The following is a 26,109-nucleotide window of genomic DNA, read 5'->3' on the forward strand; positions in this document are numbered from 1 at the left end:
AACAATCACTTTGGTTTTAACTAACAAAACAAAAACCGAGACACCAATTTTTATTTTATAAAACTTATTCACAACTAATTTTGTAGTCTGTAAGGGAATCGAACCCCTGTTACCAGGACGAAAGCCTGGAGTCCTAACCCCTAGACGAACAGACCAATTCTTCTAAGTTTTCTTCAATTTAAATCAATTGAATATTGTAGCCCGTAGCGGAATCGAACCGCTCTTACATGGATGAAAACCATGCGTCCTAACCGATAGACGAACGGGCCATTTTTAACATTAAGTTAAATAACATATCGCAGTAAAAAAGTAGTAGCCCGTAGCGGAATCGAACCGCTCTTACATGGATGAAAACCATGCGTCCTAACCGATAGACGAACGGGCCTGCTTCTCTAATGCGGATGCAAAGATACATCTATTTTTTAGTTGCGCAATAGTCAAGGCAAAAAAAATATATTTTTTTTTAATATGCCTTTGCAAAAAGCACTCTTTTCGAAGAAGGTTTCCTAGTAAATACACAGGTTCCCGCCTCTTCAACAGCATCCAATGCAATGCATCGAATCGTTGCTTTTGTAAGCTCTTTTATCTTCTCTTCTGTCTCTGCAGTTCCATCCCAATGAGCAGATAAAAACCCTCCTTTTTCTTCCAGAACTTCTTTAAACTCCTCAAAATTATTTACTTCTGTAATATGGGTATTTCGATACTCCAAAGCTTTGGTAAATAAATCATTTTGAATTTGCTCTAAAAGATCATTTACATAATTTACAATTCCGTTTGCAGCAACTACTTCTTTTGACAAAGTATCACGTCTTGCAACTTCAAAAGTTCCATTTTCCAAATCTTTTGGCCCCACAGCAATACGCACAGGTACTCCTTTTAACTCCCATTCTGCAAATTTAAATCCTGGCTTTTGTGTCGTTCTGTCATCAAACTTAACCGTGATTTTTAATTTTCTGAGTTTAGCAGTTAAATCAGCAACAGCTTCTGTAATCTGAGCCAATTGTTCGTCTGTTTTATATATAGGAACAATAACCACTTGTATTGGAGCTAAATTTGGAGGAAGAACCAATCCCTGATCGTCAGAATGCGTCATGATTAAGGCTCCCATTAAACGGGTAGAAACTCCCCATGAAGTTCCCCAAACATATTCTTGTTTTCCTTCTGCGTTAGCAAACTTAACATCAAATGCTTTTGCAAAGTTCTGACCTAAGAAATGCGAAGTACCAGCCTGTAACGCTTTTCCATCCTGCATTAATGCTTCAATACAATAGGTTTCATCTGCCCCTGCAAAGCGTTCAGTTTCCGTTTTAATACCTTTTACTACCGGAATAGCCATAAAGTTCTCTGCAAATTCTGCATAAACATTCATCATTTTTTCAGACTCTTCAACAGCTTCCGCTTTTGTAGCATGGGCCGTATGTCCTTCCTGCCACAAAAATTCTGCAGTTCTTAAAAACAAACGCGTACGCATTTCCCAGCGGACCACGTTGGCCCATTGATTTATCAATAAAGGCAAATCTCTGTAAGACTGCACCCAGCCTTTATAGGTCGACCAAATAATAGCTTCACTTGTTGGACGCACTATAAGCTCCTCCTCCAGTTTAGCATTTGGGTCCACCATTAGTTTTCCAGGTTTATCAGGATCATTTTTTAATCTGTAATGAGTTACAACCGCACATTCTTTCGCAAATCCCTCTGCATTTTTCTCTTCCGCCTCAAACATGCTTTTAGGCACAAATAGAGGAAAATAAGCATTTTGATGTCCAGTTTCTTTAAACATTCTGTCTAACTCAGCCTGCATTTTTTCCCATATTGCATATCCGTATGGTTTAATCACCATACACCCTCTAACTCCTGAATTTTCGGCTAAATCTGCTTTGACAACCAGTTCATTATACCATTTCGAATAATCTTCTGATCTAGTAGTAAGGTTCTTACTCATATTATATAGTTTGGCACAAATTTTGTTTTAATAATTTTAACTAAATAGTTTGACAAAACTAACTATTTTTGTAATGTGCAACAATAAAAAACACCACAGATATGAAAACTAACATTTCTCTTCGCCAAAACTCTGGTCATTTTTACTTAATTGGATTAATGAGTTTATTACTTGCGTCATGTGGTTCTTACCAGAATTCTTCTTATTACGATAATGACGGAGTTTATGGTAAATCATCTACTGTTCGTGTTCAGGCCAACAATGGCACGAACAATCAATACAAGGATTACTTCAGATCACTACAAGACGATAATCAGCCAACTGAGATATTTACCGATGTTGACAATTATACTAATTATGCTGAAAATGACAGCACACAAACAGCTTCTGTTAGCTACCCGGCTTGGGGCAGCGGTAATTCAGAAGTTTCAGTAAATGTCTATTCTAACCCAACATGGTCATTAGGATTTGGGATGGGATACCCTTATTACGGCTGGGGATACGGAGGATATTACGGCTGGGGATACTCGGGATGGGGCTATCCGGGTTGGGGTTACCCAGGATGGGGATATCCAGGTTATTGGGGAGGATATTACGGCTACAATAATTATAACTACAGTTACGGAAGAAGAGGTTCTGCCGCTTATTACGGAAGCAGAAATTACGCCACAAACAGAAACTACTCGTCTAACAGAGCTTATTCAACTAACAGAAACTATAGCACAAACAGAGGAAGTTACACAACCAACAGAAATTATTCTACAAACAGATCATCTAACAGCTATAGTGACTTTAGAAGAAGCTCGAATGTAAACGGAAGAACTTCAAGTCCGACATTTACAAACAGAAGAGGCACTAGCGGAAGTTCAGATTACAGCACGTACAGCAACAGAAGATCGTACAATAATAACAGCAGCGGAAATACAACAAACAGAAGCTACACTCCGAGCAATAACAGCGGATCATCAAGAAGCTATACTCCTAGCAGCCCTTCCCGCTCAATGAATAGCAGTGGTGGTGGCGGAAGTATGAGATCATCTGGCGGCGGAGGCGGCGGAGGAATGAGATCTGGCGGCGGAGGCGGTAGAAGATAATTTTCCCGGCATTATTTATTCAATTTAAACTTATCAAAATGAAAAAAATATTTTTCCTATTTATAACAGGACTGACTGTCAGCGCGTCTTACTCACAAGAAGTTTCGGATGCTCTGCGTTATTCTCAGGACAACTTGACCGGAACCGCGAGATTTAGAGCTATGGGTGGTGCTTTTGGAGCTGTTGGAGGAGATTTATCTGCTTTGAGTGTCAATCCTGCCGGGTCTGCGGTTTTTAGCAGCAATCAGGTTGGAGTGACTTTTAGCAATCAGAACATAAAAAACAATTCTAATTATTTTGGCACTCAGACATCTGAGAAAGAGAATTCTTTTATTTTAAATGAAGCGGGAGCTGTATTTGTTTTTAAAGACCACAATCCAAATAATGGATGGAATAAAATAGCGATTGGTGCGACATACGAAAACACGAATAACTTTAACAACAATGTTTTCTCCGCAGGAACCAACCCGACGAATTCTATAGATGGATATTTCTTAGATTATGCAAACGGGATTCCATTGGGAAGCATTGCAAATGCCGATTATACAGATTTAGGCTATAGAGAACAACAGGCTTTTTTTGGACTTGAAGGATACGTTATCAATCCTGTGACAGGTGACAATAACAACACACAATATTTCACAAACGTTCCTGCTGGAGGAAATTACCATCAAGAAAATGAAGTATACACTAGAGGCTATAATAGCAAAGTAAGTTTTAACATTGCGACCTCTTACAAAGACAGATTATACCTAGGAGCAAACTTAAATGTTCATGTTACAGACTACAGAAGATCATCAAGTTTCTACGAATTCAACAAGAATCCTCTAGAGACAAATGAAACAATTTCTAATGTACGTTTCAATAATGAACTTTATACCTATGGAAATGGTTTTTCTTTTCAACTTGGAGCAATTGGAAAAGTTACAGATGCTTTCAGACTTGGAATAGCATATGAATCAAATACATGGTATGAGCTTTATGATGAAGTATCACAAAGCTTATATTCTACAACAGAAACTAACGCAGGTGAAACTTTTAACAACTCTGTGAATCCAAACATTGTAAATGTATATGAATCTTACACTCTGCAAACACCGGACAAATGGACTTTTAGCGCCGCATACGTGTTCGGAAAATCGGGTTTATTAAGCATTGATTATGGCATCAGAAACTACGGAAACAGTAAATTCAAGCCTACAAGTGATAGTGGTTTCAGAGAATTAAACAATGATATCAGCAACGCTTTAACAAACACGGGCGAGCTTCGCATTGGCGCTGAATACAAAATCGAACAATTAAGCTTAAGAGCGGGATATCGTTATGAAGACAGTCCATACAAAAATGGAATCACAATTGGAGAATTAAATAGTTATTCTGCCGGTTTGGGATATAATTTCGGATCAACAAAAGTAGATTTAGCTTACTCTTATTTAGAAAGAAAATCAAATCAGGGTTTTTTCTCCAGAGGATTTACCGATGGAGCTGAAGTCACTTCTAAATTAAACAATGTAACACTTAGCTTATTATTTGAATTGTAATTAAGAATTAAATAGATGAATGAAAATTTCCGTCAAGCTTAAACTTGACGGTTTTTTTTTATCTATAAGGAATCAACTTCACAAAAAACCGCTAAAACAAACCGAAACTAGCGTGGTTTGAATAAAAAAAGTGTAATTTTGCACTCCAATTTATAAAACTATGAGAACCAAGTCTTTAAAAAAGAACAAAATTAACGTAATCACTCTTGGGTGTTCAAAAAATGTTTATGACAGTGAAGTCCTTATGGGACAGCTTCGCGCCAACGGAAAAGAAGTTGAGCATGAAGCTCCGGCGGAAAAGGAAGGAAACATTATTGTAATTAACACTTGCGGATTTATTGATAATGCTAAAGCAGAATCGGTAAACATGATTTTGGAATATGCCGATAAAAAAGACAGAGGCCTTGTAGACAAAGTTTTTGTGACAGGATGTTTATCTGAGCGTTACAGACCAGATTTAGAAAAAGAAATTCCGAACGTTGATCAATATTTTGGAACTACTGAGCTTCCTCAGTTATTAAAAGCTTTAGGAGCAGATTACAAACATGAATTATTGGGAGAACGTTTAACTACCACTCCAAAAAATTATGCCTATTTAAAAATTGCAGAAGGCTGCGACAGACCTTGCAGTTTTTGTGCAATTCCGTTAATGAGAGGAACCCACGTTTCTCAGCCGATTGAAAAATTAGTGAAAGAAGCGCAGGGTTTGGCTAAAAACGGAGTTAAGGAATTGATATTAATTGCTCAGGACTTAACGTATTACGGACTTGATCTTTATAAAAAGAGAAATCTTGCCGAACTTTTAGAAGAACTGGCAAAGGTTGAAGGTATTGAATGGATTCGTCTTCATTATGCTTATCCAACTGGATTCCCAATGGACGTTCTAGAGTTAATGAAACGCGAACCTAAAATCTGTAATTATATAGATATTCCGCTACAGCATATTTCAGATTCCATTTTAAAATCTATGCGTCGTGGTACAACCCAGGCCAAAACGACTCAATTATTAAAAGATTTTCGTGCTGCGGTTCCTGGAATGGCAATTAGAACAACTCTAATTGTTGGATATCCGGGAGAAACTCAGGAAGATTTCGAAATTTTGAAAGATTTTGTGCAGGAAATGAAATTTGACCGAATGGGATGTTTCGCTTACTCTCATGAAGAAAATACGCACGCTTACTTACTGGAAGATGATGTTCCTGATGATGTCAAACAAGCAAGAGCAAATGAAATTATGGAATTGCAGTCGCAAATTTCATGGGATTTAAACCAGGAAAAAGTGGGTAAAACTTTCAAATGTATTATTGACAGAAAAGAAGGCGCCCATTTTGTGGGCCGTACAGAATTTGACAGTCCGGATGTTGACAACGAAGTTTTAATTGATGCTTCTAAACATTACGTAAAAACAGGAGAATTTGTTAATATAAAAATAATTGAAGCAACAGAATTTGATTTATACGGAGAACCTGCTTAAATTTACACAGAACTCTGCTAACATTAGAAAAAACATACTTTTATGAGACCTATTCAAAACGTAATTCTTTTAGTTTTTACTTTATTTTGTTTCCACTCTGCGTCGGCACAATATGGAAATGGCTATAATAATGGTTATGGGAACGGATACGGCGGAAGAGGTGGCGGAATGGGTATGGACAGAAGTATGATGGCAGGACAACAGCAGGGCTCGCAAAGCAAACCCAAAGAAACTCCTCCGGAAGAAACTGCGGGACTTATTGTAGAACAAATGAAACCTGAGGTAAATCTTGATGAACTTCAGGCGATTGCAATTGCTAATGTTTTAGCTGAAAGCATAAGGGAGCAGGGTATTTTAATAAAAAATGAGAGCAGCAGTCAGGATCAAAAAATTGAACAGATAAAAGCACTGAGAGAAACTACAGACAAAAAAGTAACGGCTTTTTTAAATCCAGATCAGATTGAAAAGTACAAAACTTTTATGAATACCCTAAAAGAGGTTAAAAAGACAAAATCAAAAAAGAAAAAAGATAAAGAATCTAAAGATTCAAAAGAAGTTAAAGATTCGACAGATACGAAAATATCAGAATAATCGTTTTAATTTAAAACACGCATTATGAGAATAAACCATTTTTGTTATCTGATTTTAGCAGTTATAATCAGTTCATGCTCTACAAATCCATACAAAAAAACTGAAAAAGCTTACGATCAGCAGCTTAAAACTTTAGAAAACCAGATTACCAATAAAGAAGCAAAGGCCATCCCGGCAGTTCCACCGCTTGCTATTGACACGTCATACGCACAGCAATTAGGCATTATTAAGGATACTTTATCTAAAACCGGTTCGACTTATCTGCAAAACGGAATTAACACTGAATGGGTTGGAACAGTCAATTTCAATTTAAGAAAGCCTAGTTTTGTAATTATTCATCATACTGCTCAGGACTCGGTTCAGCAAACGATTAGTACCTTCACAAAAACCAAAACGCAGGTTAGTGCACATTATGTAATTTCTGAAAATGGAAAAGTGGTTCAAATGCTTAACGATTACCTGAGAGCGTGGCACGCCGGAAATTCTACCTGGGGAAAAACAACAGATTTAAATTCTTGTTCTATAGGTATCGAGCTGGACAACAATGGCTTTAAACCTTTTACAGAAGCTCAGATAAGCAGTTTAGTAGCTTTATTGACCAAACTAAAAAAGGATTATAATATTCCTACTCAAAACTTTTTAGGTCATGCAGATATTGCCCCTGGAAGAAAACAAGATCCGAGTGCATTGTTCCCATGGAAAACTTTAGCGGAAAAAGGGTTTGGAATCTGGCCGGATGAAATTTTGGAACCTGCTCCGTTTGATTTTAAAATCGAGCCTGCGCTTAGAATAATTGGTTACAATACCAAAAATTTAACCTCAGCTATTCAGGCATTTAAACTGCATTATATTCAAACTGATGCTACCTCAACTTTAGACAGAAAAACAATCGATACTATCTATTCTATTTTTAAGAAACAAGTTCAATAAGTAATATCGCGTTTAAATAATTAACCGCTAAGAGCGCTAAGATTTACGCAAAGTTTGTAAGGCATATATCGCTTTGAGAACTTTGCGTTTTTTTTATTGCGCTCTTTGCAGTTAAAACATTTTTTCAATTTTTAACTTAATAATTCTTTGTGCCTGATCTCAATTTGACAAGATTTTACCGGGCTTCTAGTGCGATTTCTCATTCTTCGAAATGACAAACTTGGCGTTTAATTGCAGAAGGCTAACTAAGCGATATACTTTTACTATGTTAAGAATTTACTTTAAGTACAAATAAAGAACAACACAACATTTCCATTCTTATGTAAACAAATAAAAAAGCTGCCAAAACATTAGTATGTTTCGACAGCTCCAAAAAAAAAAAAAAAAATATCAATCTTTATCTCTAGAAAGAGTATGTTGTAGCAATTAAAGCATAGAAGCTTCCTCCTGTTGGCAATGCATCTTTATCTAAAAATATATCTTCAGAAGCTGCATCATATCTTAGTTCAGGAATAATGGTTAGTTTTCCGACTTTGTAATTCAATGAAACCGTATTGGCAAATACACTTGATCCTGTCAGAGTTCCCAAACTTGGAGCTGCATCTTTACCGTCGAAATATTCAATTCTGTAAGCTAAAAGCAATGACGGACTGAAAGAATAATTAGCATATCCTACCAAAGAAAACCATTCACCATCTAACTCACTATCAAAATCATTTGTTGTTTTAGCATAGGTTGCATTAAACCCTAAAGCAAATGAATCACTTACCGTTTTTGAAGCCACTAAATCAAACTGTGTCTTATTTTCGTCTGAAACTGGTATTATACTTCCCGGTATTGCATTTGTACTTCCGGTTGTAAAATTCAAGTAAGCACTTCCTGTATCTCCAATATATCCAAGTTGTCCGATAAATGTTTTTTGATACGAACCTGCATCCATAGCCGATTTAAAATCAGTGGGATTTGTAACTCCCAACATAGCTGTAAATTTTCCAGCAGTATATTGTGCCTTTATCCCTGTGTTAAAAAATGGCCCATAAGAAAAGGCATAAGACATGCTATAGTTTTTATTATCTACGGCATCTAACACCTCATAACCGATATGCGTTCCAAAACTACCCGCTACTACTTTAAATTCATCTGTTAAATTGTATGTAAAATATAATTGTTTAATTAAAAATCTTGCATTAATATCTTTATCTGTTGTTTCATTATATGAAAATTCTCCCGCTCTTTTTCCGAAGCCTAAGTCAACAAAAACCGAAGCTTTCCCGAAAGTATGACTCGCCTCTATAGACGCCATTCCTAGTTCAAATGAATTTTGTGAGTTGGTAAAGCTCGTTAATCCATTCATTTGTTTTGAAAAATCATATTTATAGTACGCATCTGCAGAACCTCCCCAAGTGGTGGCTGGAGGAGCGGCTGCTTCCTCATCCTGGGCAAAGGCAAAAGAACTTGTTAACATCGCGGCTAAAATGTGAAATACTTTTTTCATGTTTTAAATTGGTTTTTAGTTATTAATTGATTCTGGTTAGTTAATCTTTTATATATCTATTTAATAGTATAGTAATTCTAAAACCTCTTAATCGCCTTCAAATCATCATCATTTTCATTAGCGAATTTATTAACTTTTGTATGAGTAGAATAATTCATAACAGCTTTTTTGACGTTTTAGATGAAGAATTATGGATTACAAAAATTAAATCCTCAATAATCGTTATTTGATATTTATAGAGATTTGTTTTTGAAAATTCAATAACACATTTTATCCTTTAAAAGCAAAATTACTTGGGTTATAAATTAAATTTACAGATTTAAATGACAAAATATCATCAAAAAACTATTATAAAAAAATTATACCCCCATAAACATAGGGGGTATAATTTTTTATACAATATAAGTGCGTTTAACGGTACAACATCAAATAGGGAATCAGCTCATTAAACAACACTGGTTTATTCTTACAAAAAAAATAATCAAAAATTCGTTTTACAATCTGTTTTTTACCGGTATTTATACAATAAAAAAGCCTGCTCATAATAAGAGCAGGCTTCGCATTTTTTTAATTATAACCTATTTATTTGTCGGTGTTGTATTTTCTCAGATATTCCCGCACTTTAAGTCCCGATTCTTTTAAATCTTCGTCTTTCCATTTCCCTTCAGAATTTGCGGATTTTTTCAGAATAGAACACGTTTCGTCTTTATCAGAAACCGACCATGTAATCCAACTCAACTTTCTGGCTTCCATCCAGTCCATATAATCCTGCCAGGCTTTTAGATTTAAAGGTCCATCGCCCGAAGCTTCCATTCCGGCAGACTCTGAAATAAAAACAGGTAAACCGCTTTGAATTGCTTTGTCTGTCCTGTCCCTCAACTCTTTTCCGTGCGTTGCCGCGTAAAAATGCATAGTATACATTATATTGTTATAACCCTGAATAGGATCTTCTGCAGGTAAATTAATGTCCTGATCCCAGTGAGGACATCCTACGAGAATAATATTATTAGGATCGTTCTCCCGAATAATTTTAATAATTTCTTCTGCATAATTTTTAACCTCCCACCATGTTTCGTGATCCGGTTCATTGAATACCTCATATATTATATTAGGATATCTTCCGTATTTTTTGGACATCTCAGCAAAAAACTCACTTGCTTCTTTGAGATTTACATTATGACTGTGCCAGTCTATAATTACATAAATATCAGATTTAATCGCACCCTTTACAACAGCTTCCACTTTTTCTTTAGAAAACTGCGGATTGTTTATATAGGAGAGATCGCCAAGTTCTACGCCCATTGCGGCACGAACTACAGTACAATTAAAATCTTTTTTTAACCAGCTTACTGCTTTTTCATTATAAAATCTTGGCCATAAGCTGTGCCATCCAAAACTAAGGCCGCGCAGCACAACCGGACTATTATTTTGATCAACAAGCTGCGTTCCCTGTACACTTAGCCTTCCATGTTTTTTTACAAATTGTGCATTTGCAGCAGTTACAATCAGTACTATAGAAAAAGCGAGATAACAAACTTTTAATTTCATACCTGATTGTTTAAGGAATTAATTTAAGCGTTATAACATCGTGTGAAGCAATTGCTGAAGTAAATATTTTTTTTGTTGTTCCGGCATCTTTATTTTTCCAAAGATCCTTAATTTTAAAAAGCGTCTTATTAAAATCGGCTTCATAACCGAAATCAGCATCCTTGATGGTATTTTTCTTCCAGTCGAAACTGATATTTTTTGAAGTTTCGGTTCTGTTGATAAAGCTTACCGCCCACGCTGCGTCAGAAAGTGGCTTAACCCAAACTTCTACTCCATCTAAAACCGCATATTTGAAACCCTGAATACCAAGTTTATCCTGATTTACAGCCAGTAATTCTTTATTTGTCAAAATGGATAAAGTTTCCTTCGACATTTTTCTATAATCATTTCCTGTAAATAATGGCGAAGAAAGCATACACCACATAGCAAAATGCGTTTTATCTTCGGTATCATTCATTTCATTTCCTACTTCCATCATATCAAAATCATTCCAATGATCGGGGCCCGAATATTTACGAATATCTTTTCGCATATCGGCAATTTTCATAAATCCCCAGGAAGACCAATTTTCAGGATGTTTAAATTCACAATCAAAACAAGGATAGATATCGCCAGAGATCCTCCAAAGATTACCAACTGGTTTTCCCCATTCCCACGGCTGATTATCACCCCACTCACAAAGACTGAAAACAATGGGCTTCCCCGCTGTCTTTAAGGCATTACTCATCGTAGTATATGCTTCTTTGGCAGTAATTCCTTGTGTATTGCACCAATCGTATTTTAAGAAATCTATTCCAAGTTTAGCATAAAAACGTGCATCCTGATATTCGTAACCGCGGGTTCCGGGATATCCTGCACAGGTTTTGGTTCCGGCACAATTGTACAATCCGAATTTGAGTCCTTTTGAATGTACATAATCTATAAGTGATTTCATTCCTCCCGGAAATTTTTGAGGATCCGGTACCAAATCACCATTTGCATCGCGTTCGTGCGTCATCCAGCCGTCATCCAGAACAATATAATTATATCCTGCAGCAGCCAAACCAGAAGAAACCATAATATCTGCGGTTTCTTTAACCAGTTTTTCGTCTATGTTGGTGGCAAAAGTATTCCAGGAATTCCATCCCATTGGAGGCGTCATTGCTAAACCGTCAAATTTTCCTCCTGCCTGAACGTGAGTATTTCCCTGACCAAAAGTGATATTCGATATAGTTAACACAAATAGTAAAGCGATTTTCTTCATTTTATAAAACTTAAATTATTTATAAAAAGATGTTCCCTAATCTTTCAATCAGGGAACATCTCAAACTAACTCAAAATAGAATTTTATTTTAATACAAATCCTAAATCATCAAACAATACGACATTTCCACCATCATTATTCGATTCCTGAAAAGTAAGCATTGTTATACTTGAAGGATTTCCTAATTTATCTAATGGGATTTCCATGTAAACCCATGAAGTAGTAACCGGAATTACATAATTTGAGCCTCCGTTTACGCTAAAGTTTACCTGACCATTTTTAGCTCCTTTTACTGCAATTCTCATTGCTTTGTAAGGTGTCATATCAATATTAAAGCCCCAGTTTCCTCCGTCCCAGGCACCAAAAGTCCATTGCCATGATTTTTCTCCCTGATATGAATCTCCGTCAAAATCAAAATTAACTCCTTTACCAGCCCAAGGTCCGCCCCATTCCATTCCATACAATTTGTCATCATATAATGCCGTTCCAATTGCTTCTTTTGAAACTGCTGTTCCTGAAATATTGGTTACCGCAAGATTTCTGAAATTTGCATTAGCAGGGATTTTAACTACTATCTCCTCTAAAGTAGAAGAAACAATTGTTACCGGAACTTCTGCCAAAGTTGCAGTTTTAGCTAAAGTAACTACAGGATTTAAAAAATACTTCCCTTTAATTATAACCTGATCGCCCTCGGCACAGTTAATATAATTATAGCCTGAAAAAGTCGGAACCGGCGGTGCAACAGTAAACGGCATTGTAACAGTTCCCTTCTTTGTTACAATCTTCAACTCGTTTGACGTATTAGCATACGGAGTATTTTCATCAATTAAAATTACAATATCTGTATCTGTTACAAATGTGGGTCTGAAATAAGTATCATAATCATTAAAATAGACTTTCTCTGTTGTCAAAAGACCTTTACCATGAATGATATAATAGTTTTTAGGATCACCGACAGTTACAGGAGTTGAAGGAAACATCTTTCCATCTTCGTCATAACCAGAACGAACGACACTTTCTATCATTGGTCCGCCTCCGGACGACTCAGCATTATCATCATTGGAGCATGAAGTAAAAAACATTAAAGACAGTATCAATGTTATACATGCTGCTACCGAAACAATTTTTATATTTTTCATATTTCTATTTTTAAAAAATTATTTAAAAGTATACGGTGCTACTTCTGTTAATTTTGGATTTTTAATTAAGTCATCTGCCGGATATGGCAGTAGAAGGTTTGTTGCAGAAATACTAATGTGTCTTTCATTTTCTTTATCGCCTCTGTTTTGTGCCTCTAAAATGGCTTTTGCCTGAGCGAAAGGAAGACGTCCTAAATCAAAATAATAATCTCCTTCGCAAGCCAGCTCTGCACGTCTTTCTTTAAAAATATCATTAAATGAAATTGTCGTTTTTTCTGCTAAACCAGCTCTTTTACGTACTGCATTATAAGATGCAAGTGCTGCAGCATCTGATGTACTGCCTGTTTGCGAACCTAAAATTGCTTCGGCATGGATCAGTAATAATTCGGCATAACGCATCATATAGCTATTCATACTGCTTTCTCCGTTAAATGGCGCATTGAAAGGTCCTGTAATTGGAAGGTTTTCCTTTCCGATTACATATTTCTTTAATCCGGCGCCAGAATTCTGAGCTTCATTTACCAGTTCAAAAGTATAACCTAACAATTTTGGAGAATCTACTGCAAGTGTTTGTGCATACGTTAAATTTGGGTAATAATCTCCCGGAAGCATAAAGGTTTCAATTCTTCTTCGGTCTCCGTTTTCAAAAACATTATGAATCAAATCCTGGGATGGTGCAATCTGACCAGAATAAGTTGTTTCTACCAATCTGTTCTCAGGAGCAAATAAGGTATTCGAAAAGTTTCCTTCAAAATATGTTCCTGATCCTGTCCATTGCCATGAAAAAATGGATTCTTCATTATTATTATTTTTCTGAAGCCACAAATCAGCAAAAGACTTATTTGGCAATGATGCTCCTCCTAATAATTTAAATTCTCCACTATTGATAACATCCTGAGCCATTGCTTTTGCTAAGTCGTATTTCTTTTGATACAAATACACTTTTGCTAAAAAAGCTTTTGCAGAACCGCTGGATACGTGTGCATTTGAAGCATAATCTGAACCTCTGTTTTTAGTTCTAAGATTAGCGATAGCAAATTTCAGGTCATTTTCTATAAAAGTATAAACATCTTCAACCGGATTACTCGGAATCACAAAATTCTTAGAATAGTCGGCATTGTTCTCGATAATGGGCACATTTCCCCATAATCTTACTAAAAAGAAATAAGAAAAAGCTCTAATAAAATGGGCTTCTCCCAAAGCATTATTCAATGCTTCTTTACTTACATTTGGCCCAACACTTTGCGGAAGATTGCTGATGTAAGCATTAGAATTGGCGATTGCACCAAAACAAGATCTCCATGCGTCTGAAATAAAAGCCTGATTATTCGTAAAACTCAAATCGGTAAACTTTCCAAAATCATTGTACTGACTCGCGTACATATTTCCTGATATTACATCTGTAATACCATAAAAAGCCGATTTATTCATATTAAACCAAACGATACCATAAAGTCCATTTGCTGCATTATCTAATTTAGAATCAGAATCATAATAATTCCCAACAGTAGGAGCTCCTTCGGCCGGCACATCAAGAAAGTCCTGCGAGCAGGAAGAAGAAACTAAAAGTATTACTGTCATGAAAACAACACTACTTCTTTGTATTATATTTTTCATATTAATTTCGTATTAAAATTCAACATTAAAACCAAAAGTGATTTGTCTTGGCACAGGATAACGTCCGTTATCAACTCCGGAAAGCAATGCATCCTGATTAAAATTACCTACTTCCGGATCGTATCCTTTGTATTTAGTAAACGTGTAGAGATTTTGTCCTGAAGCATAGATTCTCAATCTTGTTAAATGCAATTTTGAAATCATATCAGAGGGAAGTGAATAACCTAATGTCACGTTTTGAATTCTTAAATATGATCCGTTTTCAATGTTACGTGTCGAAATTGCATTATTGATGTGATCATAAGTTGAAGGTCTTGGCAAAGAAGCATCCAGATTATCGGCTGAATAGAAATCTGCTGCCTCAGTTAAATAATTTGTTCCTACATAACTGTTCATTGTTCCTGACAAACGAGTTAAGTTCATCAGTTTATTTCCTGCAGTTCCCTGAAGGAAAACAGACAAATCAACATTTTTGTATTTAAAGTTATTTGTAAAACCGTAAGTAAACTTCGGATTTGGATTTCCAATTGGCACTAAATCATTCAAATCGATAATACCATCATTGTTCTGATCTTTATAAATAACATCTCCTTTTTGGAAATCCGGCTTTAAAGAGTTTGTTCCGTCTTTCAAAATCACCTGATTCCCTGTACCGTCTGTATGACCGTATTTTGTTAAATCCTCATCTGTTCTGTATATCCCTACAGCTTCGTATCCCACAAAAGACCCAATTGGCAATCCTTCTTTAGTTCTGGAAACTGTCACAGTATTGTACGCCAAAGTATTCATTGTTTTAACAATATTCAGACCAGCCATATTGGTTACTTCATTTACATATTTAGTGAAGTTTGCGCTGGCATTCCAGGAGAAATTTTCGGTAAATTTTTCGGTATATCCCAAAGTGATTTCGATACCTTTATTCTTCATACTTCCAAGATTAAAGTATGGAGGATTTACACCACCTTCGTAATCTCCACCACCGGAAAGGAAGTTTGGAAGCGGTACCTGATACAGGAAGTTCTTAGAAACTTTTTGGTAGACATCAACAGATGTTGTCAATTTATTATTAAACAAATTGAAATCTAAACCAATATTTGTCTGATCCTGAGTTTCCCATTTCAAATCTTTATTTGGTGTGTTTGAAGGAAGATAAGAAGTTCCCATTGTGCTGTTTACAATGTGCAGATTGGAATCGTACAGATTGTTTCCGATCTGATTATTTCCTGTTTGCCCCCATCCTGCTCTAATTTTTATACCGTCGATATATTTTTTGGTCCCCTCCATAAAAGATTCATTTGAAAGTTTCCATGAACCACTTACAGAACTAAATACACCCCATTTATTTCCAACAAAGAATTTTGAAGAACCATCTGTTCTTACAGAAGCCGTTAATCCGTAACGATCTCCGTAATCATAAACCACCCTTCCTAAATAAGAAGCTAAAGTCTGTGTTCCGGAATAAACTCCGCTTGTCACTGCTTTAGACAAATCTGAAGCCGAAAGCGATTTGTCGTTATTATCTTTATAACCATAACCGGTTATCGAATAACCTTCCCAATGTGCTCTGTTAGATTCCTGAACTGCTAAAACTGTAAAATTGTGTTTACCTATGGTATTTCTGTAAGTCAACATATTTTTCAAGTTCCATGAGTTTCCTGTTGAAGGATTATAGTATAAGTTTGCATAACTTTTTGCCGCATTCCCCAAAGAATACATGGGATCAAAACGCTCTCCTAAATTATCATAAATATATCCACCAGCCTCAAAACGATATTCTAGACCTTTTAAAATATCAATTTGTGTATAGAAATTTCCAGAATAGTTTTTTCTAACTAAAGTGTTAGAGCCTAACAAAGAAGTGGCCACCGGATTTACAAATGAAGTCTGACCTCCCGCAGGCGGTCCTGCAAATGCTCCCGATAATTCTCTGACAGCAACATCCGGCGTAGCTAATAATGAAGTAGCAACAACTCCGTTAAATTGTCCGTTCAATGTTAATTTTTCATCCGTAATTGCCCCGCTGATATTCACACCAACTTTGATAAATTTATTTACTCTCGCATCGATATTAGATCTGAAATTATATCTTTTAAACCCGGATTCTATCACTATACCTTCCTGATTCAATACGCCTCCGGAAATATAATAGTTAATCCCTTCCTTGCCTCCGGAAAATGACAACTGATTTGATTTCATAATTCCCGTTTCATAAATCGCATCCTGCCAGTCTGTGCCTGTACCTAAAATTTCAGGATGAGCAAATTCCGGACGCTTTGCAGTCGGATCATAAACATCTGCCAGAGCATTTTGATGAACTGCATATTGTTGCAAATTCATAGAATGTAGTTTTTTAGGCAGATTGCTAATAGAATAAGAATTTTCAAAAGTTAATTTTCCTGTTCCTTTCCTACCCGATTTTGTGGTTACAATTACAACCCCGTTTGCTCCTCTTGAACCATAAATTGCTGTCGCTGAAGCATCTTTTAAAATATCAATAGACTCAATATCATTTGGATTGATTAACGAAAGCGGACTCAAGGTTATATTTCCCGCATTTGAGAAGTTAGAATCACCGGACGCATTTCTTCCTGAAGTAGATGAATTCCTTGCATCTCCCGATATCGGCACACCGTCAATTACATATAATGGCTCATTCGTTCCTGTTAAGGAAGAAACTCCACGAATCCTGACAGAAACATTACTTCCTGGTGCTCCGGAGTTACTGTTTACGACTACCCCAGCCGCTTTTCCCTGCATCATCTGATCGAAGGAAGCCACCTTTAAGTTTTCAATATCTTTGGAAGCAATACTTGAAATGGCACTGTTTACGTCTTTTCTCTTTTGAGTTCCGTATCCAATTACAACTACATCTTTTAAGTCTTCAGCATTCGATTTTAAAATTACATTAATAACCGATTTCCCATTAACTGCGATTTTCTGAGTAGAAAAACCAATAAAAGAATATGACAATGTAGCATTTGCCGGCACATCGATAGTATATTTTCCATCGAAATCTGTCGAAGCTGACAAGTTTGAACCTGCAACCGAAATATTTGCCCCAGGGATAGACAATCCCTTTTCGTCTGATACGGTTCCTGAAACCTTTACCTGAGCGGTAATAAAATTACTGGTCAGTAATAAAAATAACATCAACGGAAATGCCTTGTGGCCAGCACTCCACTGAATGAAGTTAGTTATTAGTTTTTTCATAATAAGTGTTTGGTTAGTTTAAGTTTTTATTGCCGAATTCAGGAATAAGAGGCCCGGGTTATTTTCTTTCCCTGAATTTTTAACAAATCTATAACAGAGAGAATTATCAAATCGATAATATTATATCATTTAATGATAATATTTTTACTGTAATCGATTTAAAAAACAGATATCAAAATAAAAACTGATAATTATTACATTATTCGCAACAACAATCCCTAAAAAGAACACCAATTATAAATTTAAAACAATGAAACTTCATAAAAGCAAACGATTTCGTTAAAAATAATATTTATAACTGATAAAAAAGTATCACTATAAAATACGCTTTAAACCAGAAAAATCCTCACGATATTGACTGGGAGTACAATTTTTTGTCGCTTTAAAACTACGATTAAAGTTTGCGATGTTATTAAAGCCCGATTTAAACGCGACTTCAGAAACGCTCATATCTTTTTCTACCAGCCAGCGCGCCGCATAACCAATCCGAATATCATTAATGTAGTTTACAAATGTTTTACCGGTGCGCTTTTTTATAAAACGGTTAAAAGAGATAATAGACATACTTGCCACATTGGCGACATCTTCTAAAGTTATCTTTTCTGCAAAATGCTTCTGCACATATTCATATACAAGTTTCATTTTATCGTAATCATCAAACGTATCATAATCCACTGTATAAGTAGAAAGCAAACGCTGATTTCTGGAATTGGCCAAATCATATAAGATAGAAGTGATTTCAAGAAAGTAATCCATACCATCTAATTTAGAAAGCTTTACAAGTCGGGGCGTTAACTCCTCGGCTGTTTTTTTTGAAAAAAGTATTCCGTGAATGGAACGATTAAACATGTCACGAATCGGATTCATAATACGTCTTGCTAAAAATGATTCATGAAATAAATCATTATGAAACTGAATTGTAATTTCGTGAATTTTTTTGCTGGTACATTTATTCAATTCCCAGCCGTGATATAAATTTGGTCCAATTAAGACCAGTTCGACATTGTCAATTTCTTCTATATTATCACCCACAACCCTCTTCACACCTTTTCCGTTTAAGATAAAATTGATCTCAAATTCCGGATGATAATGCACCGGAAAATCAAAGCTGTCTTTAACGCGGTCAAAAACCAAAAAACTGTCGCCGGCAGCAAGCGGTGCAATTTCTCTGTAAAAATTTTTATTAGTAGCCATTTCAAAAAGTATTTTGCAGGAAAGTAATATTCTAATTATCGACTGCAATAATATGATATATAATTGATAAAATAATATTAATTAGACTATAATCATCCTTTTATCTTTGAAAAATAAAATTATCATTTATTTAAAAAGCTCTATAATATTAAACATTAATCGTTTTTTATTAAATAACTTTTTATAGTTTTAATAATTTTCAGAGCAAATCAATAAAGAAAAAGCGAACTCAAAAAACAATCGTTTTTAAAGTATAAATGCTTGTATCTTTAGCTTTTAGCTCATAACAAACAAATAATCTGACAATGAAAAAACATTTTATTACGCTTATAACCACACTAGTTTTAGGAACTTCCTGTTCTGCACAACAAAGCAATACTAATACTAAATTGTCACTTGCAGATAAAAAAGCAACGAACGAAATGAAAATCTTATATCAAAATCTCGAAAAACTTTCGAAAAAAGGTTTTTTATTCGGACATCAGGATGACTTGGCGTATGGTGTAAAATGGAAATATGAAGATGGAAGAAGCGATGTTAAAGATGTCGCCGGCGATTATCCTGCCGTCTATGGCTGGGATATTGCTGGCTTAGAAAATGACAGTCCTAATAATATTGACGGAGTTCCCTTTGTCAAAATGAAACAATATATTATTGATGCCAATTCACGAGGCGGAATTTCGACAGTAAGCTGGCATTTTGATAATCCCAAAACTGGAAAAAATGCCTGGGACAATACTCCAAATTCACTAAAAACAATTTTACCAGGCGGCGAAAACAATCAAAAATTTACATCGTGGCTAGATAAAGCAGCCGTTTTTTTCCTTTCTTTAAAAGATAAAAACGGAAAACAGATTCCGATTCTTTTTCGTCCCTTTCACGAACTTACCGGCGGATGGTTTTGGTGGGGTAAAGGAAACTGCACACCCGAAGAATTTAAAACAGCCTGGAAATTTACCGTTGACTATTTGCAAAAGAAAGGCGTTCATAACTTAATATATGTTTACAATACAGGAGGTTTTAGTTCTGAAGAAGCTTTTCTAACCAATTATCCGGGTGATGATTATGCAGATATGATCAGTTTTGACAGTTATCAAAATGGTAATGATCCGACCGGCGAAAAATTTATTAACGAAGTTCAGACTCAGCTTAAAATGCTTAATGAAATTGGCAGGAAACACAATAAATTAATCGCTGTCGCGGAAGCAGGTTATGAAGGCATTCCAGATCCGAAATGGTGGACAGGAACTTTATTAAAAGCAATCGGCGATTACCAAATTTCTTATGTTTTATTATGGCGAAATCACGGCTGGCAGGAAAAAGAACAAAAAATGCATTATTATGCGCCATTTTCCGGTCAGGTAAGCGAAAAAGATTTTGTTGATTTCTATAATTTAGATCAGACTATCTTTGAAAAAGACATTCAGAAAAAATTAAAATAACTTCCCAAATTCAATTTAAAAAATAACCAATGCACGACAAAATTAGTTTAAAAGAAAAAATAGGTTACGGTCTTGGAGATGCTGCATCTTCTATGTTCTGGAAAATTTTCAGTATGTACCTGCTCTTTTTCTATACCGATGTTTTCGGATTAGCACCTGCAGTTGTAGGAACGATGTTCCTAATTACAAGAATCTGGGATTCCTGTTTTGATCCTATTGTTGGAATTCTGGCTGACAGAACCAAAAGTAAATGGGGAAAATTCAGGCCTTATTTACTTTGGGTTGCGATACCTTTTGCCGTGATCGGAGTCCTGACTTTTTATACTCCGGATTTTGACGAAAAAGGAAAAATCATCTACGCTTATGTTACCTATTCTTTAATGATGATGATTTATTCTTTAATCAATGTGCCTTATGCTTCACTTTTGGGCGTAATGTCGTCAGACAGAAAAGAACGAAATACACTTTCATCTTACAGAATGGTTTTCGCTTTTGGCGGAAGTCTCTTAGCACTGTGGTTAATTGAGCCTTTAGTCAATTATTTTGGAGGAAACTTAAATTCAAAAACTGGCTGGCTGGCAACAATTTCTGTTTTCGGATTCATTACAACCTTGTTTTTCTGGGCTTGTTTTTTATTCACAAAAGAAAGAGTAAAACCAATTGGAAACGAACAAAATAACCTGAAAGAAGATTTACAAGATCTCCTGAAAAATAAACCCTGGTGGATTTTACTCGGAGCCGGAATTGGCGCTTTGGTTTTCAATTCTATTCGTGACGGAGCTGCAGTTTATTATTTTAAATATTATGTAAGCAGTTCGGTAAACTTTGATTTTTCACTTTTCGGAACCGATTTTCACATGACTCCCACCTCTATTTATTTAGTTTTAGGACAAGCTGCAAACATCATCGGAGTTATCATTGCAACTCCAATTGCGAATAAAATTGGAAAAAAGAAGACCTTTTTTGGCGCAATGGCCATGGCAGCAATTCTGAGTCTGATTTTCTATATGTTCGGCAAAGAAGATGTTTTTTTAATCATGAGTTTTCAGGTATTAATCAGTATCTGTGCAGGTTGCGTTTTTCCATTAATCTGGTCCATGTATGCAGACAGCGCAGATTATTCAGAATGGAAGCAAGGACGAAGAGCAACAGGATTGGTTTTCTCAGCATCATCAATGTCGCAAAAATTTGGCTGGACTATTGGCGGTGCCGGTGCCGGATGGCTTTTGGGATATTTCGGGTTTCAGGCCAATGTTGAACAAACCGCCTTCACCCAAAACGGAATTCAGTTAATGTTAAGCATACTTCCTGCAATTGCAGCTGTTATCTCCGTTTTATTCATCTTATTTTATCCCTTATCAGAAGAAAAACTGCAGATAATCGAACAGGATTTAAACGCAAAAAGAGACCAAAATCAATAAAAAATAAAGACTAAGAAATCAACTAATATGACAACAATTATCTCTTCGACGACTTTCCTGGAAAGAAAATCGGCTTTAGAAAAAGAACATACAACACTCCTGGCACAACAGAACGAACCGCAAAATACTGTAGGTAACGGCATTTACGAACGCTATAAAAATCCTGTCGTTACTGCTGATCATATACCTTTAAACTGGCGATTTGATTTTGACGAAAATACAAATCCCTTTTTGCAGGAACGCATCGGGATCAATGCTGCTTTTAACGCCGGAGCCATGAAATGGAACGGAAAATATGTAATGGCAGTTCGTGTAGAAGGAATAGACCGGAAATCTTTTTTTGCTATAGCGGAAAGTCCAAATGGCGTCGATAATTTCAGATTTTGGGACAAACCCTGCGTGATTCCACAAACCGAAGAACCGGACACAAACGTTTACGACATGCGTCTGATTCATCACGAAGACGGATTTGTATACGGGATTTTCTGCACCGAAAGAAAAGATCCAAAAGCTCCCAAAGGAGATACCAGCTCGGCTGTTGCCAATGCCGGAATCGTCCGTACTAAAGATTTGGTAAACTGGGAAAGACTTCCTGACTTGATTTCGAACACCGGACAACAGCGAAATGTAGTTTTACATCCTGAATTTGTAAACGGAAAATATGCTTTATACACGCGTCCGCAGGATGGATTTATTGATGTCGGATCCGGCGGCGGAATTGGCTTAGGCTATGTCGATGATATGACAAATCCTGTTGTAAAAGAAGAGAAAATTATATTTGGCAAACAATATCATACCATCTACGAATTAAAAAACGGTCTTGGTCCTGCGCCTATAAAAACATCAAAAGGCTGGCTGCATTTGGCACATGGCGTGCGCAATACAGCAGCAGGTTTACGTTATACTTTGTATATGTTTATGACCGATTTACACGATATTGGAAAAGTAACGCACGTTCCGGCAGGTCATTTTATGGGGCCGGAAGGAATCGAAAGAGTCGGTGACGTTTCCAATGTATTATTCTCTAACGGATGGATTGAAGATGAAAACGGAAACGTATTTATATATTATGCCTCTTCAGATACCAGAATGCATGTTGCTGTTTCAACTGTTGAAAAGCTGGTAGACTATGTAACGAATGCTCCGGAAGATACTTTTATTTCTGCGGGTTCTGTACAGACTATAATCAATCAAATCGAAAAAAATAACGCAATTTAAGATATCGTGTCACTAAAATTAAAGCTTTTAAAATCTGAACTTACTGCAGAACTGAATTCTATTTTAGATTATTGGTCGAAAAACACAATCGACAATCAAAATGATGGTTTTGTCGGTCAGATTGATTTTCACGATCAGATTATTACAAATTCAGAAAAAGGTTCGGTTTTAAACGCCCGGATTCTTTGGACTTTTTCTGCCAGTTATCAAACCACTAAAAACGAAAACCACAAAAAACTGGCAGAAAGAGCTTTTGAATTTTTGGCTTCTTATTTTTATGACACCCAATTTGGAGGTCTTTTTTGGAGTATAAATGAGGATAAAACTCCAAAAGACTCTAAAAATCAAATTTATGCCCTGGCATTTGCCATTTACGGATTGTCTGAATATTATGTTATCTCTAAAAATGAAAAAGCTTTAGAAATAGCAAAAAATTTATATCATAAAATTCAGGAATACAGTTACGATCCTGTAAACAAAGGATATTTAGAAGCATTTACGCGAGAATGGAAACCGATTGAGGATCTGCGTTTAAGCGAAAAAGACGCCAACGAAAAAAAAACAATGAATACACATCTTCATATTGTTGAAGGTTATGTAAATTTATATAAAGTCTGGAAAGACGAAAAACTTCAAAAAGTAATTGTTGAATTACTGGAAACCATCGAAAAATACTTTATTAATACTGAAACCGGCCATTTACGTTTATTTTTTGATGAAAACTGGAAAGAAAAGCCAGACGTGATTTCATATGGACATGATATAGAAGCGGCTTGGCTTTTACAGCAATGCGCAGAAATTTCAGGAAATGAAAAGTTGATAAATCATTATAAAAAATATGCGGTGCAAATTGCCGAAGTCACAAAAGAAGGGCTGGATACGGATGGTGGCTTATGGTACGAATTTGATCCTGAAAAAAAGGAGCTGATTGCTGAAAAACACTGGTGGCCGCAGGCCGAAGCTTTAATTGGTTTTTACAATGCATATCAGCTGACCGGCAGAGAAGAATATTTAGATATTGTATATAAAAACTGGTCTTTTATAAAAAAATATATTTTAGATCAGAAAAACGGAGAATGGTTCTGGGGTGTTTACCACGACTATTCTTTAATTAAAAAAGACAAAGCCGGATTCTGGAAATGTCCTTATCACAATGGCCGCGTTTGTCTGGAACTGATTGCCCGCATCGCGGATTAAACGCTTAAATTAACCCATTGTAATTATGAGACAGCTACTTTTTCTTTTGAGTTTTTTATTTCTGAACACAATTACAAATGCACAGACAAATCTTGTAAAAAACAATGCATTTGAACGGGATCTTGCCAATTGGAAAGGCGAGGAAAATGCTGCGCTTTCGCCTTACGAGAAAAAATCAGGAAAAAACAGCGCGATGATCAATCAGTTTACGGGAACTGAATGGCGGGCGATAGACCAGATCATTTTAGTTCCGAAGTTTACTTATGCACTAGAATGCAGCGTCTGGATGAAAACCGATCAGGTGGAAAAACAAAAAGAAGAATACAAATCTGCCGCCGTAATTTTAGAATTTACCAATGGTAATGAAAAGCAAATCAGTACAGAAACAATTGCCAATGTTACAGGAACAACCGACTGGACCAACTACATCAAAGTGGTTAAAGTACCTGCTGAAGCCAAAAAAATCAGAATTATGCTGGCTTTGGCACAAACAAACGGCACAGTATTTTTTGACGACATAAAACTTACAGCTATAGGCGAAGAACAATTTGCCAGACTATCTGCCGAACCAAATAAACCAAAATGAAAAAACATCTTTTTAAAATAATGTACCTGAGTTTTACAGCGCTGCTTATTGCAGGCTGTTCCTCAGATAATGATTCTTCTGGCGAAATTATCGTTGATCCGCCCGTGCAGCCAGATCCTTTAACCACTTCCAATGCTGCGGGCTATATGGTTGATCCCGGTGCGACAAAGGAAACTGTAGCTTTATTTTATAATTTAAAAAAGCTGGCAAAAACCAAAACTGCTATTGGACAGCAAGATGCTTTTAATGGCTTTTATGAGGATGAAGGCGGAGAATCGGATATTAAAAAAAACACAGGATTTGATCCTGCCATTTTAGGTTCAGACTTTTTATTTATTACAGACAAAAACAATAATAACCAGACCGATAATTGGTTTTATCAGCAGGAGCAAAAAACAATTGCCGATGTTAAAGCCGCTTACGCGAAAGGAATAATCAACACGTTCAGCTGGCATTTGAGAGAACCCAATAACGAAGATTCCTTCTATGCCGCCGACATGACTCCGGCGCAAAAAGCAACTGCTTTCAGAAGTATTTTGCCGGGCGGGGCCAATAACGAATGGTACAAGAAGAAACTGGACAAAGTCGCAAGCGTTATTTCGGGTCTTAAAGGTTCAAATGGCGAGTTAATTCCGGTTATTTTCAGGCCTTTTCATGAATTTGACGGAAGCTGGTTTTGGTGGGGTGCGGATTTTTCTACTGCCGATGAGTATAAAAAAGCATATCAATTTACGGTTGATTACCTTAAGAATACAAAAGGCGTTCACAATATTTTATATGCCTTTTCCCCTGACAATTCCTACACCACTGAAAATGCCTATTTAAGCCGGTATCCAGGTGATAAATACGTTGATATTATCGGAATGGACAATTATGGAGATTTCAACAATCAGGGACAAACCGGTTCTGATAAAGCGAATGCTAAATTAAAAATCCTTTCAGATTACGCTAAAGCGAAAGTTAAAATAGCAGCGTTGACCGAAACAGGTTATCGCGTGACAGCCTCGACTCCGGCAATCGCCGATTGGTTTTCGACAATATTATACAATTCACTGACTAAAAATGATATAGAAATTAGTTATGTAATGTTTTGGAACAATAACAAAGACGGTTATTATGTCCCAAATGCTTCTGTTTCTAATGCAAATGATTTTAAAACTTTCAGCTTAAAAACAAAATCGGCTTTGGTAAACGGATTACCGAAGATGTATGAAATGCCAAAATAGA

19 protein-coding genes and 3 tRNA genes are annotated in these 26,109 nt (G+C 36.1%); 11 read left to right on the top strand and 11 right to left on the bottom strand.

The features are described 5' to 3' along the window. Nucleotides 1–83 precede the first annotated feature (83 nt). The 4 genes from ABEB31_RS03225 to proS form a co-directional block, all read right to left on the bottom strand. Nucleotides 84–155: transfer RNA gene (locus tag ABEB31_RS03225), tRNA-Glu, on the bottom strand. Between the two features lie 42 nt (nucleotides 156–197). Then, a tRNA-Glu gene (locus tag ABEB31_RS03230) sits at nucleotides 198–269 on the bottom strand. A 44-nt stretch (nucleotides 270–313) separates the two neighbouring features. Beyond that, nucleotides 314–385, bottom strand: a tRNA-Glu gene (locus ABEB31_RS03235). Nucleotides 386–463: 78 nt separating this feature from the next. Then, complete coding sequence (gene proS, locus ABEB31_RS03240; RefSeq protein ID WP_347049903.1) at nucleotides 464–1,942, bottom strand: proline--tRNA ligase; 1,479 nt, start codon at nucleotides 1,940–1,942, stop codon at nucleotides 464–466. 101 nt (nucleotides 1,943–2,043) lie between these two features. On the opposite strand from proS, the gene ABEB31_RS03245 reads away from it, so the two are divergent. The 5 genes from ABEB31_RS03245 (at nucleotide 2,044) to ABEB31_RS03265 (ending at nucleotide 7,572) form a co-directional block, all read left to right on the top strand. Then, entirely contained in the window at nucleotides 2,044–3,036 is a 993-nt protein-coding gene (locus ABEB31_RS03245) for a hypothetical protein (RefSeq protein ID WP_347049904.1), read from the top strand. 38 nt (nucleotides 3,037–3,074) lie between these two features. After that, entirely contained in the window at nucleotides 3,075–4,577 is a 1,503-nt protein-coding gene (locus tag ABEB31_RS03250; RefSeq protein WP_347049905.1) for an OmpP1/FadL family transporter, read from the top strand. 160 nt (nucleotides 4,578–4,737) lie between these two features. Further along, nucleotides 4,738–6,051, top strand: coding sequence for a 30S ribosomal protein S12 methylthiotransferase RimO (gene rimO, locus ABEB31_RS03255; protein ID WP_347049906.1), 1,314 nt, complete (start codon nucleotides 4,738–4,740; stop codon nucleotides 6,049–6,051). A gap of 42 nt (nucleotides 6,052–6,093) precedes the next feature. Further along, nucleotides 6,094–6,642: a hypothetical protein gene (locus tag ABEB31_RS03260; RefSeq protein ID WP_347049907.1), complete on the top strand. Its 549-nt coding sequence runs from the start codon at nucleotides 6,094–6,096 to the stop codon at nucleotides 6,640–6,642. A gap of 24 nt (nucleotides 6,643–6,666) precedes the next feature. Beyond that, nucleotides 6,667–7,572, top strand: coding sequence for an N-acetylmuramoyl-L-alanine amidase (locus ABEB31_RS03265; protein WP_347049908.1), 906 nt, complete (start codon nucleotides 6,667–6,669; stop codon nucleotides 7,570–7,572). A gap of 403 nt (nucleotides 7,573–7,975) precedes the next feature. Here the strand turns inward: ABEB31_RS03265 and ABEB31_RS03270 are convergent, their stop codons facing one another. The 7 genes from ABEB31_RS03270 to ABEB31_RS03300 form a co-directional block, all read right to left on the bottom strand. Next, entirely contained in the window at nucleotides 7,976–9,067 is a 1,092-nt protein-coding gene (locus ABEB31_RS03270) for an outer membrane beta-barrel protein (protein WP_347049909.1), read from the bottom strand. Between the two features lie 582 nt (nucleotides 9,068–9,649). Next, entirely contained in the window at nucleotides 9,650–10,615 is a 966-nt protein-coding gene (locus ABEB31_RS03275; RefSeq protein ID WP_347049910.1) for a glycoside hydrolase family 5 protein, read from the bottom strand. A 10-nt stretch (nucleotides 10,616–10,625) separates the two neighbouring features. Next, nucleotides 10,626–11,858, bottom strand: a complete 1,233-nt coding sequence (locus tag ABEB31_RS03280) for a glycoside hydrolase family 27 protein (protein ID WP_347049911.1) — start codon at nucleotides 11,856–11,858, stop codon at nucleotides 10,626–10,628. Between the two features lie 83 nt (nucleotides 11,859–11,941). After that, complete coding sequence (locus tag ABEB31_RS03285) at nucleotides 11,942–12,997, bottom strand: hypothetical protein (RefSeq protein WP_347049912.1); 1,056 nt, start codon at nucleotides 12,995–12,997, stop codon at nucleotides 11,942–11,944. A gap of 18 nt (nucleotides 12,998–13,015) precedes the next feature. Then, the gene (locus ABEB31_RS03290; RefSeq protein WP_347049913.1) at nucleotides 13,016–14,614 is read right to left on the bottom strand and encodes a RagB/SusD family nutrient uptake outer membrane protein; all 1,599 of its coding nucleotides are present in this window, start codon (nucleotides 14,612–14,614) and stop codon (nucleotides 13,016–13,018) included. A gap of 12 nt (nucleotides 14,615–14,626) precedes the next feature. Further along, a complete protein-coding gene (locus ABEB31_RS03295; RefSeq protein ID WP_347049914.1) occupies nucleotides 14,627–17,824 on the bottom strand; it encodes a SusC/RagA family TonB-linked outer membrane protein in 3,198 nt (1,065 codons plus the stop codon). A 315-nt stretch (nucleotides 17,825–18,139) separates the two neighbouring features. Continuing rightward, nucleotides 18,140–19,018, bottom strand: a complete 879-nt coding sequence (locus ABEB31_RS03300; protein WP_347049915.1) for an AraC family transcriptional regulator — start codon at nucleotides 19,016–19,018, stop codon at nucleotides 18,140–18,142. A gap of 305 nt (nucleotides 19,019–19,323) precedes the next feature. Between ABEB31_RS03300 and ABEB31_RS03305 the strand changes: the two genes are divergently transcribed. Genes ABEB31_RS03305 through ABEB31_RS03330 form a run of 6 tightly spaced genes read left to right on the top strand, consistent with a single transcriptional unit; the run spans nucleotide 19,324 to nucleotide 26,108 of the window. Continuing rightward, a complete protein-coding gene (locus ABEB31_RS03305) occupies nucleotides 19,324–20,460 on the top strand; it encodes a glycoside hydrolase family 26 protein (protein WP_347049916.1) in 1,137 nt (378 codons plus the stop codon). A 29-nt stretch (nucleotides 20,461–20,489) separates the two neighbouring features. Further along, nucleotides 20,490–21,881 carry an MFS transporter gene (locus ABEB31_RS03310; RefSeq protein ID WP_347049917.1) on the top strand — a complete coding sequence of 464 codons (1,392 nt, stop codon included), beginning with the start codon at nucleotides 20,490–20,492 and terminating at the stop codon, nucleotides 21,879–21,881. A 27-nt stretch (nucleotides 21,882–21,908) separates the two neighbouring features. Continuing rightward, nucleotides 21,909–23,099, top strand: a complete 1,191-nt coding sequence (locus ABEB31_RS03315; protein WP_347049918.1) for a glycoside hydrolase family 130 protein — start codon at nucleotides 21,909–21,911, stop codon at nucleotides 23,097–23,099. A gap of 6 nt (nucleotides 23,100–23,105) precedes the next feature. Further along, nucleotides 23,106–24,296, top strand: coding sequence for an AGE family epimerase/isomerase (locus ABEB31_RS03320; RefSeq protein WP_347049919.1), 1,191 nt, complete (start codon nucleotides 23,106–23,108; stop codon nucleotides 24,294–24,296). A gap of 25 nt (nucleotides 24,297–24,321) precedes the next feature. Further along, a complete protein-coding gene (locus ABEB31_RS03325) occupies nucleotides 24,322–24,882 on the top strand; it encodes a carbohydrate binding domain-containing protein (protein ID WP_347049920.1) in 561 nt (186 codons plus the stop codon). Then, on the top strand, nucleotides 24,879–26,108 hold the full coding sequence (locus ABEB31_RS03330) for a glycoside hydrolase family 26 protein (RefSeq protein WP_347049921.1): 1,230 nt from the start codon (nucleotides 24,879–24,881) through the stop codon (nucleotides 26,106–26,108). The genes ABEB31_RS03325 and ABEB31_RS03330 overlap by 4 nt, the downstream gene beginning before the upstream one ends. Nucleotide 26,109 lies beyond the last annotated feature (1 nt).

The sequence above is a fragment of the Flavobacterium olei genome (genome assembly GCF_039749035.1).
Lineage (GTDB): Bacteria > Bacteroidota > Bacteroidia > Flavobacteriales > Flavobacteriaceae > Flavobacterium > Flavobacterium olei.

Excerpts from the sequence above, each read along its gene's own strand:
- proS (WP_347049903.1), bottom strand. The coding sequence starts at position 1,942 with ATGAGTAAGAACCTTACTACTAGATCAGAAGATTATTCGAAATGGTAT.
- ABEB31_RS03245 (WP_347049904.1), top strand. The coding sequence starts at position 2,044 with ATGAAAACTAACATTTCTCTTCGCCAAAACTCTGGTCATTTTTACTTA.
- ABEB31_RS03250 (WP_347049905.1), top strand. The coding sequence starts at position 3,075 with ATGAAAAAAATATTTTTCCTATTTATAACAGGACTGACTGTCAGCGCG.
- rimO (WP_347049906.1), top strand. The coding sequence starts at position 4,738 with ATGAGAACCAAGTCTTTAAAAAAGAACAAAATTAACGTAATCACTCTT.
- ABEB31_RS03260 (WP_347049907.1), top strand. The coding sequence starts at position 6,094 with ATGAGACCTATTCAAAACGTAATTCTTTTAGTTTTTACTTTATTTTGT.
- ABEB31_RS03265 (WP_347049908.1), top strand. The coding sequence starts at position 6,667 with ATGAGAATAAACCATTTTTGTTATCTGATTTTAGCAGTTATAATCAGT.
- ABEB31_RS03270 (WP_347049909.1), bottom strand. The coding sequence starts at position 9,067 with ATGAAAAAAGTATTTCACATTTTAGCCGCGATGTTAACAAGTTCTTTT.
- ABEB31_RS03275 (WP_347049910.1), bottom strand. The coding sequence starts at position 10,615 with ATGAAATTAAAAGTTTGTTATCTCGCTTTTTCTATAGTACTGATTGTA.
- ABEB31_RS03280 (WP_347049911.1), bottom strand. The coding sequence starts at position 11,858 with ATGAAGAAAATCGCTTTACTATTTGTGTTAACTATATCGAATATCACT.
- ABEB31_RS03285 (WP_347049912.1), bottom strand. The coding sequence starts at position 12,997 with ATGAAAAATATAAAAATTGTTTCGGTAGCAGCATGTATAACATTGATA.
- ABEB31_RS03290 (WP_347049913.1), bottom strand. The coding sequence starts at position 14,614 with ATGAAAAATATAATACAAAGAAGTAGTGTTGTTTTCATGACAGTAATA.
- ABEB31_RS03295 (WP_347049914.1), bottom strand. The coding sequence starts at position 17,824 with ATGAAAAAACTAATAACTAACTTCATTCAGTGGAGTGCTGGCCACAAG.
- ABEB31_RS03300 (WP_347049915.1), bottom strand. The coding sequence starts at position 19,018 with ATGGCTACTAATAAAAATTTTTACAGAGAAATTGCACCGCTTGCTGCC.
- ABEB31_RS03305 (WP_347049916.1), top strand. The coding sequence starts at position 19,324 with ATGAAAAAACATTTTATTACGCTTATAACCACACTAGTTTTAGGAACT.
- ABEB31_RS03310 (WP_347049917.1), top strand. The coding sequence starts at position 20,490 with ATGCACGACAAAATTAGTTTAAAAGAAAAAATAGGTTACGGTCTTGGA.
- ABEB31_RS03315 (WP_347049918.1), top strand. The coding sequence starts at position 21,909 with ATGACAACAATTATCTCTTCGACGACTTTCCTGGAAAGAAAATCGGCT.
- ABEB31_RS03325 (WP_347049920.1), top strand. The coding sequence starts at position 24,322 with ATGAGACAGCTACTTTTTCTTTTGAGTTTTTTATTTCTGAACACAATT.
- ABEB31_RS03330 (WP_347049921.1), top strand. The coding sequence starts at position 24,879 with ATGAAAAAACATCTTTTTAAAATAATGTACCTGAGTTTTACAGCGCTG.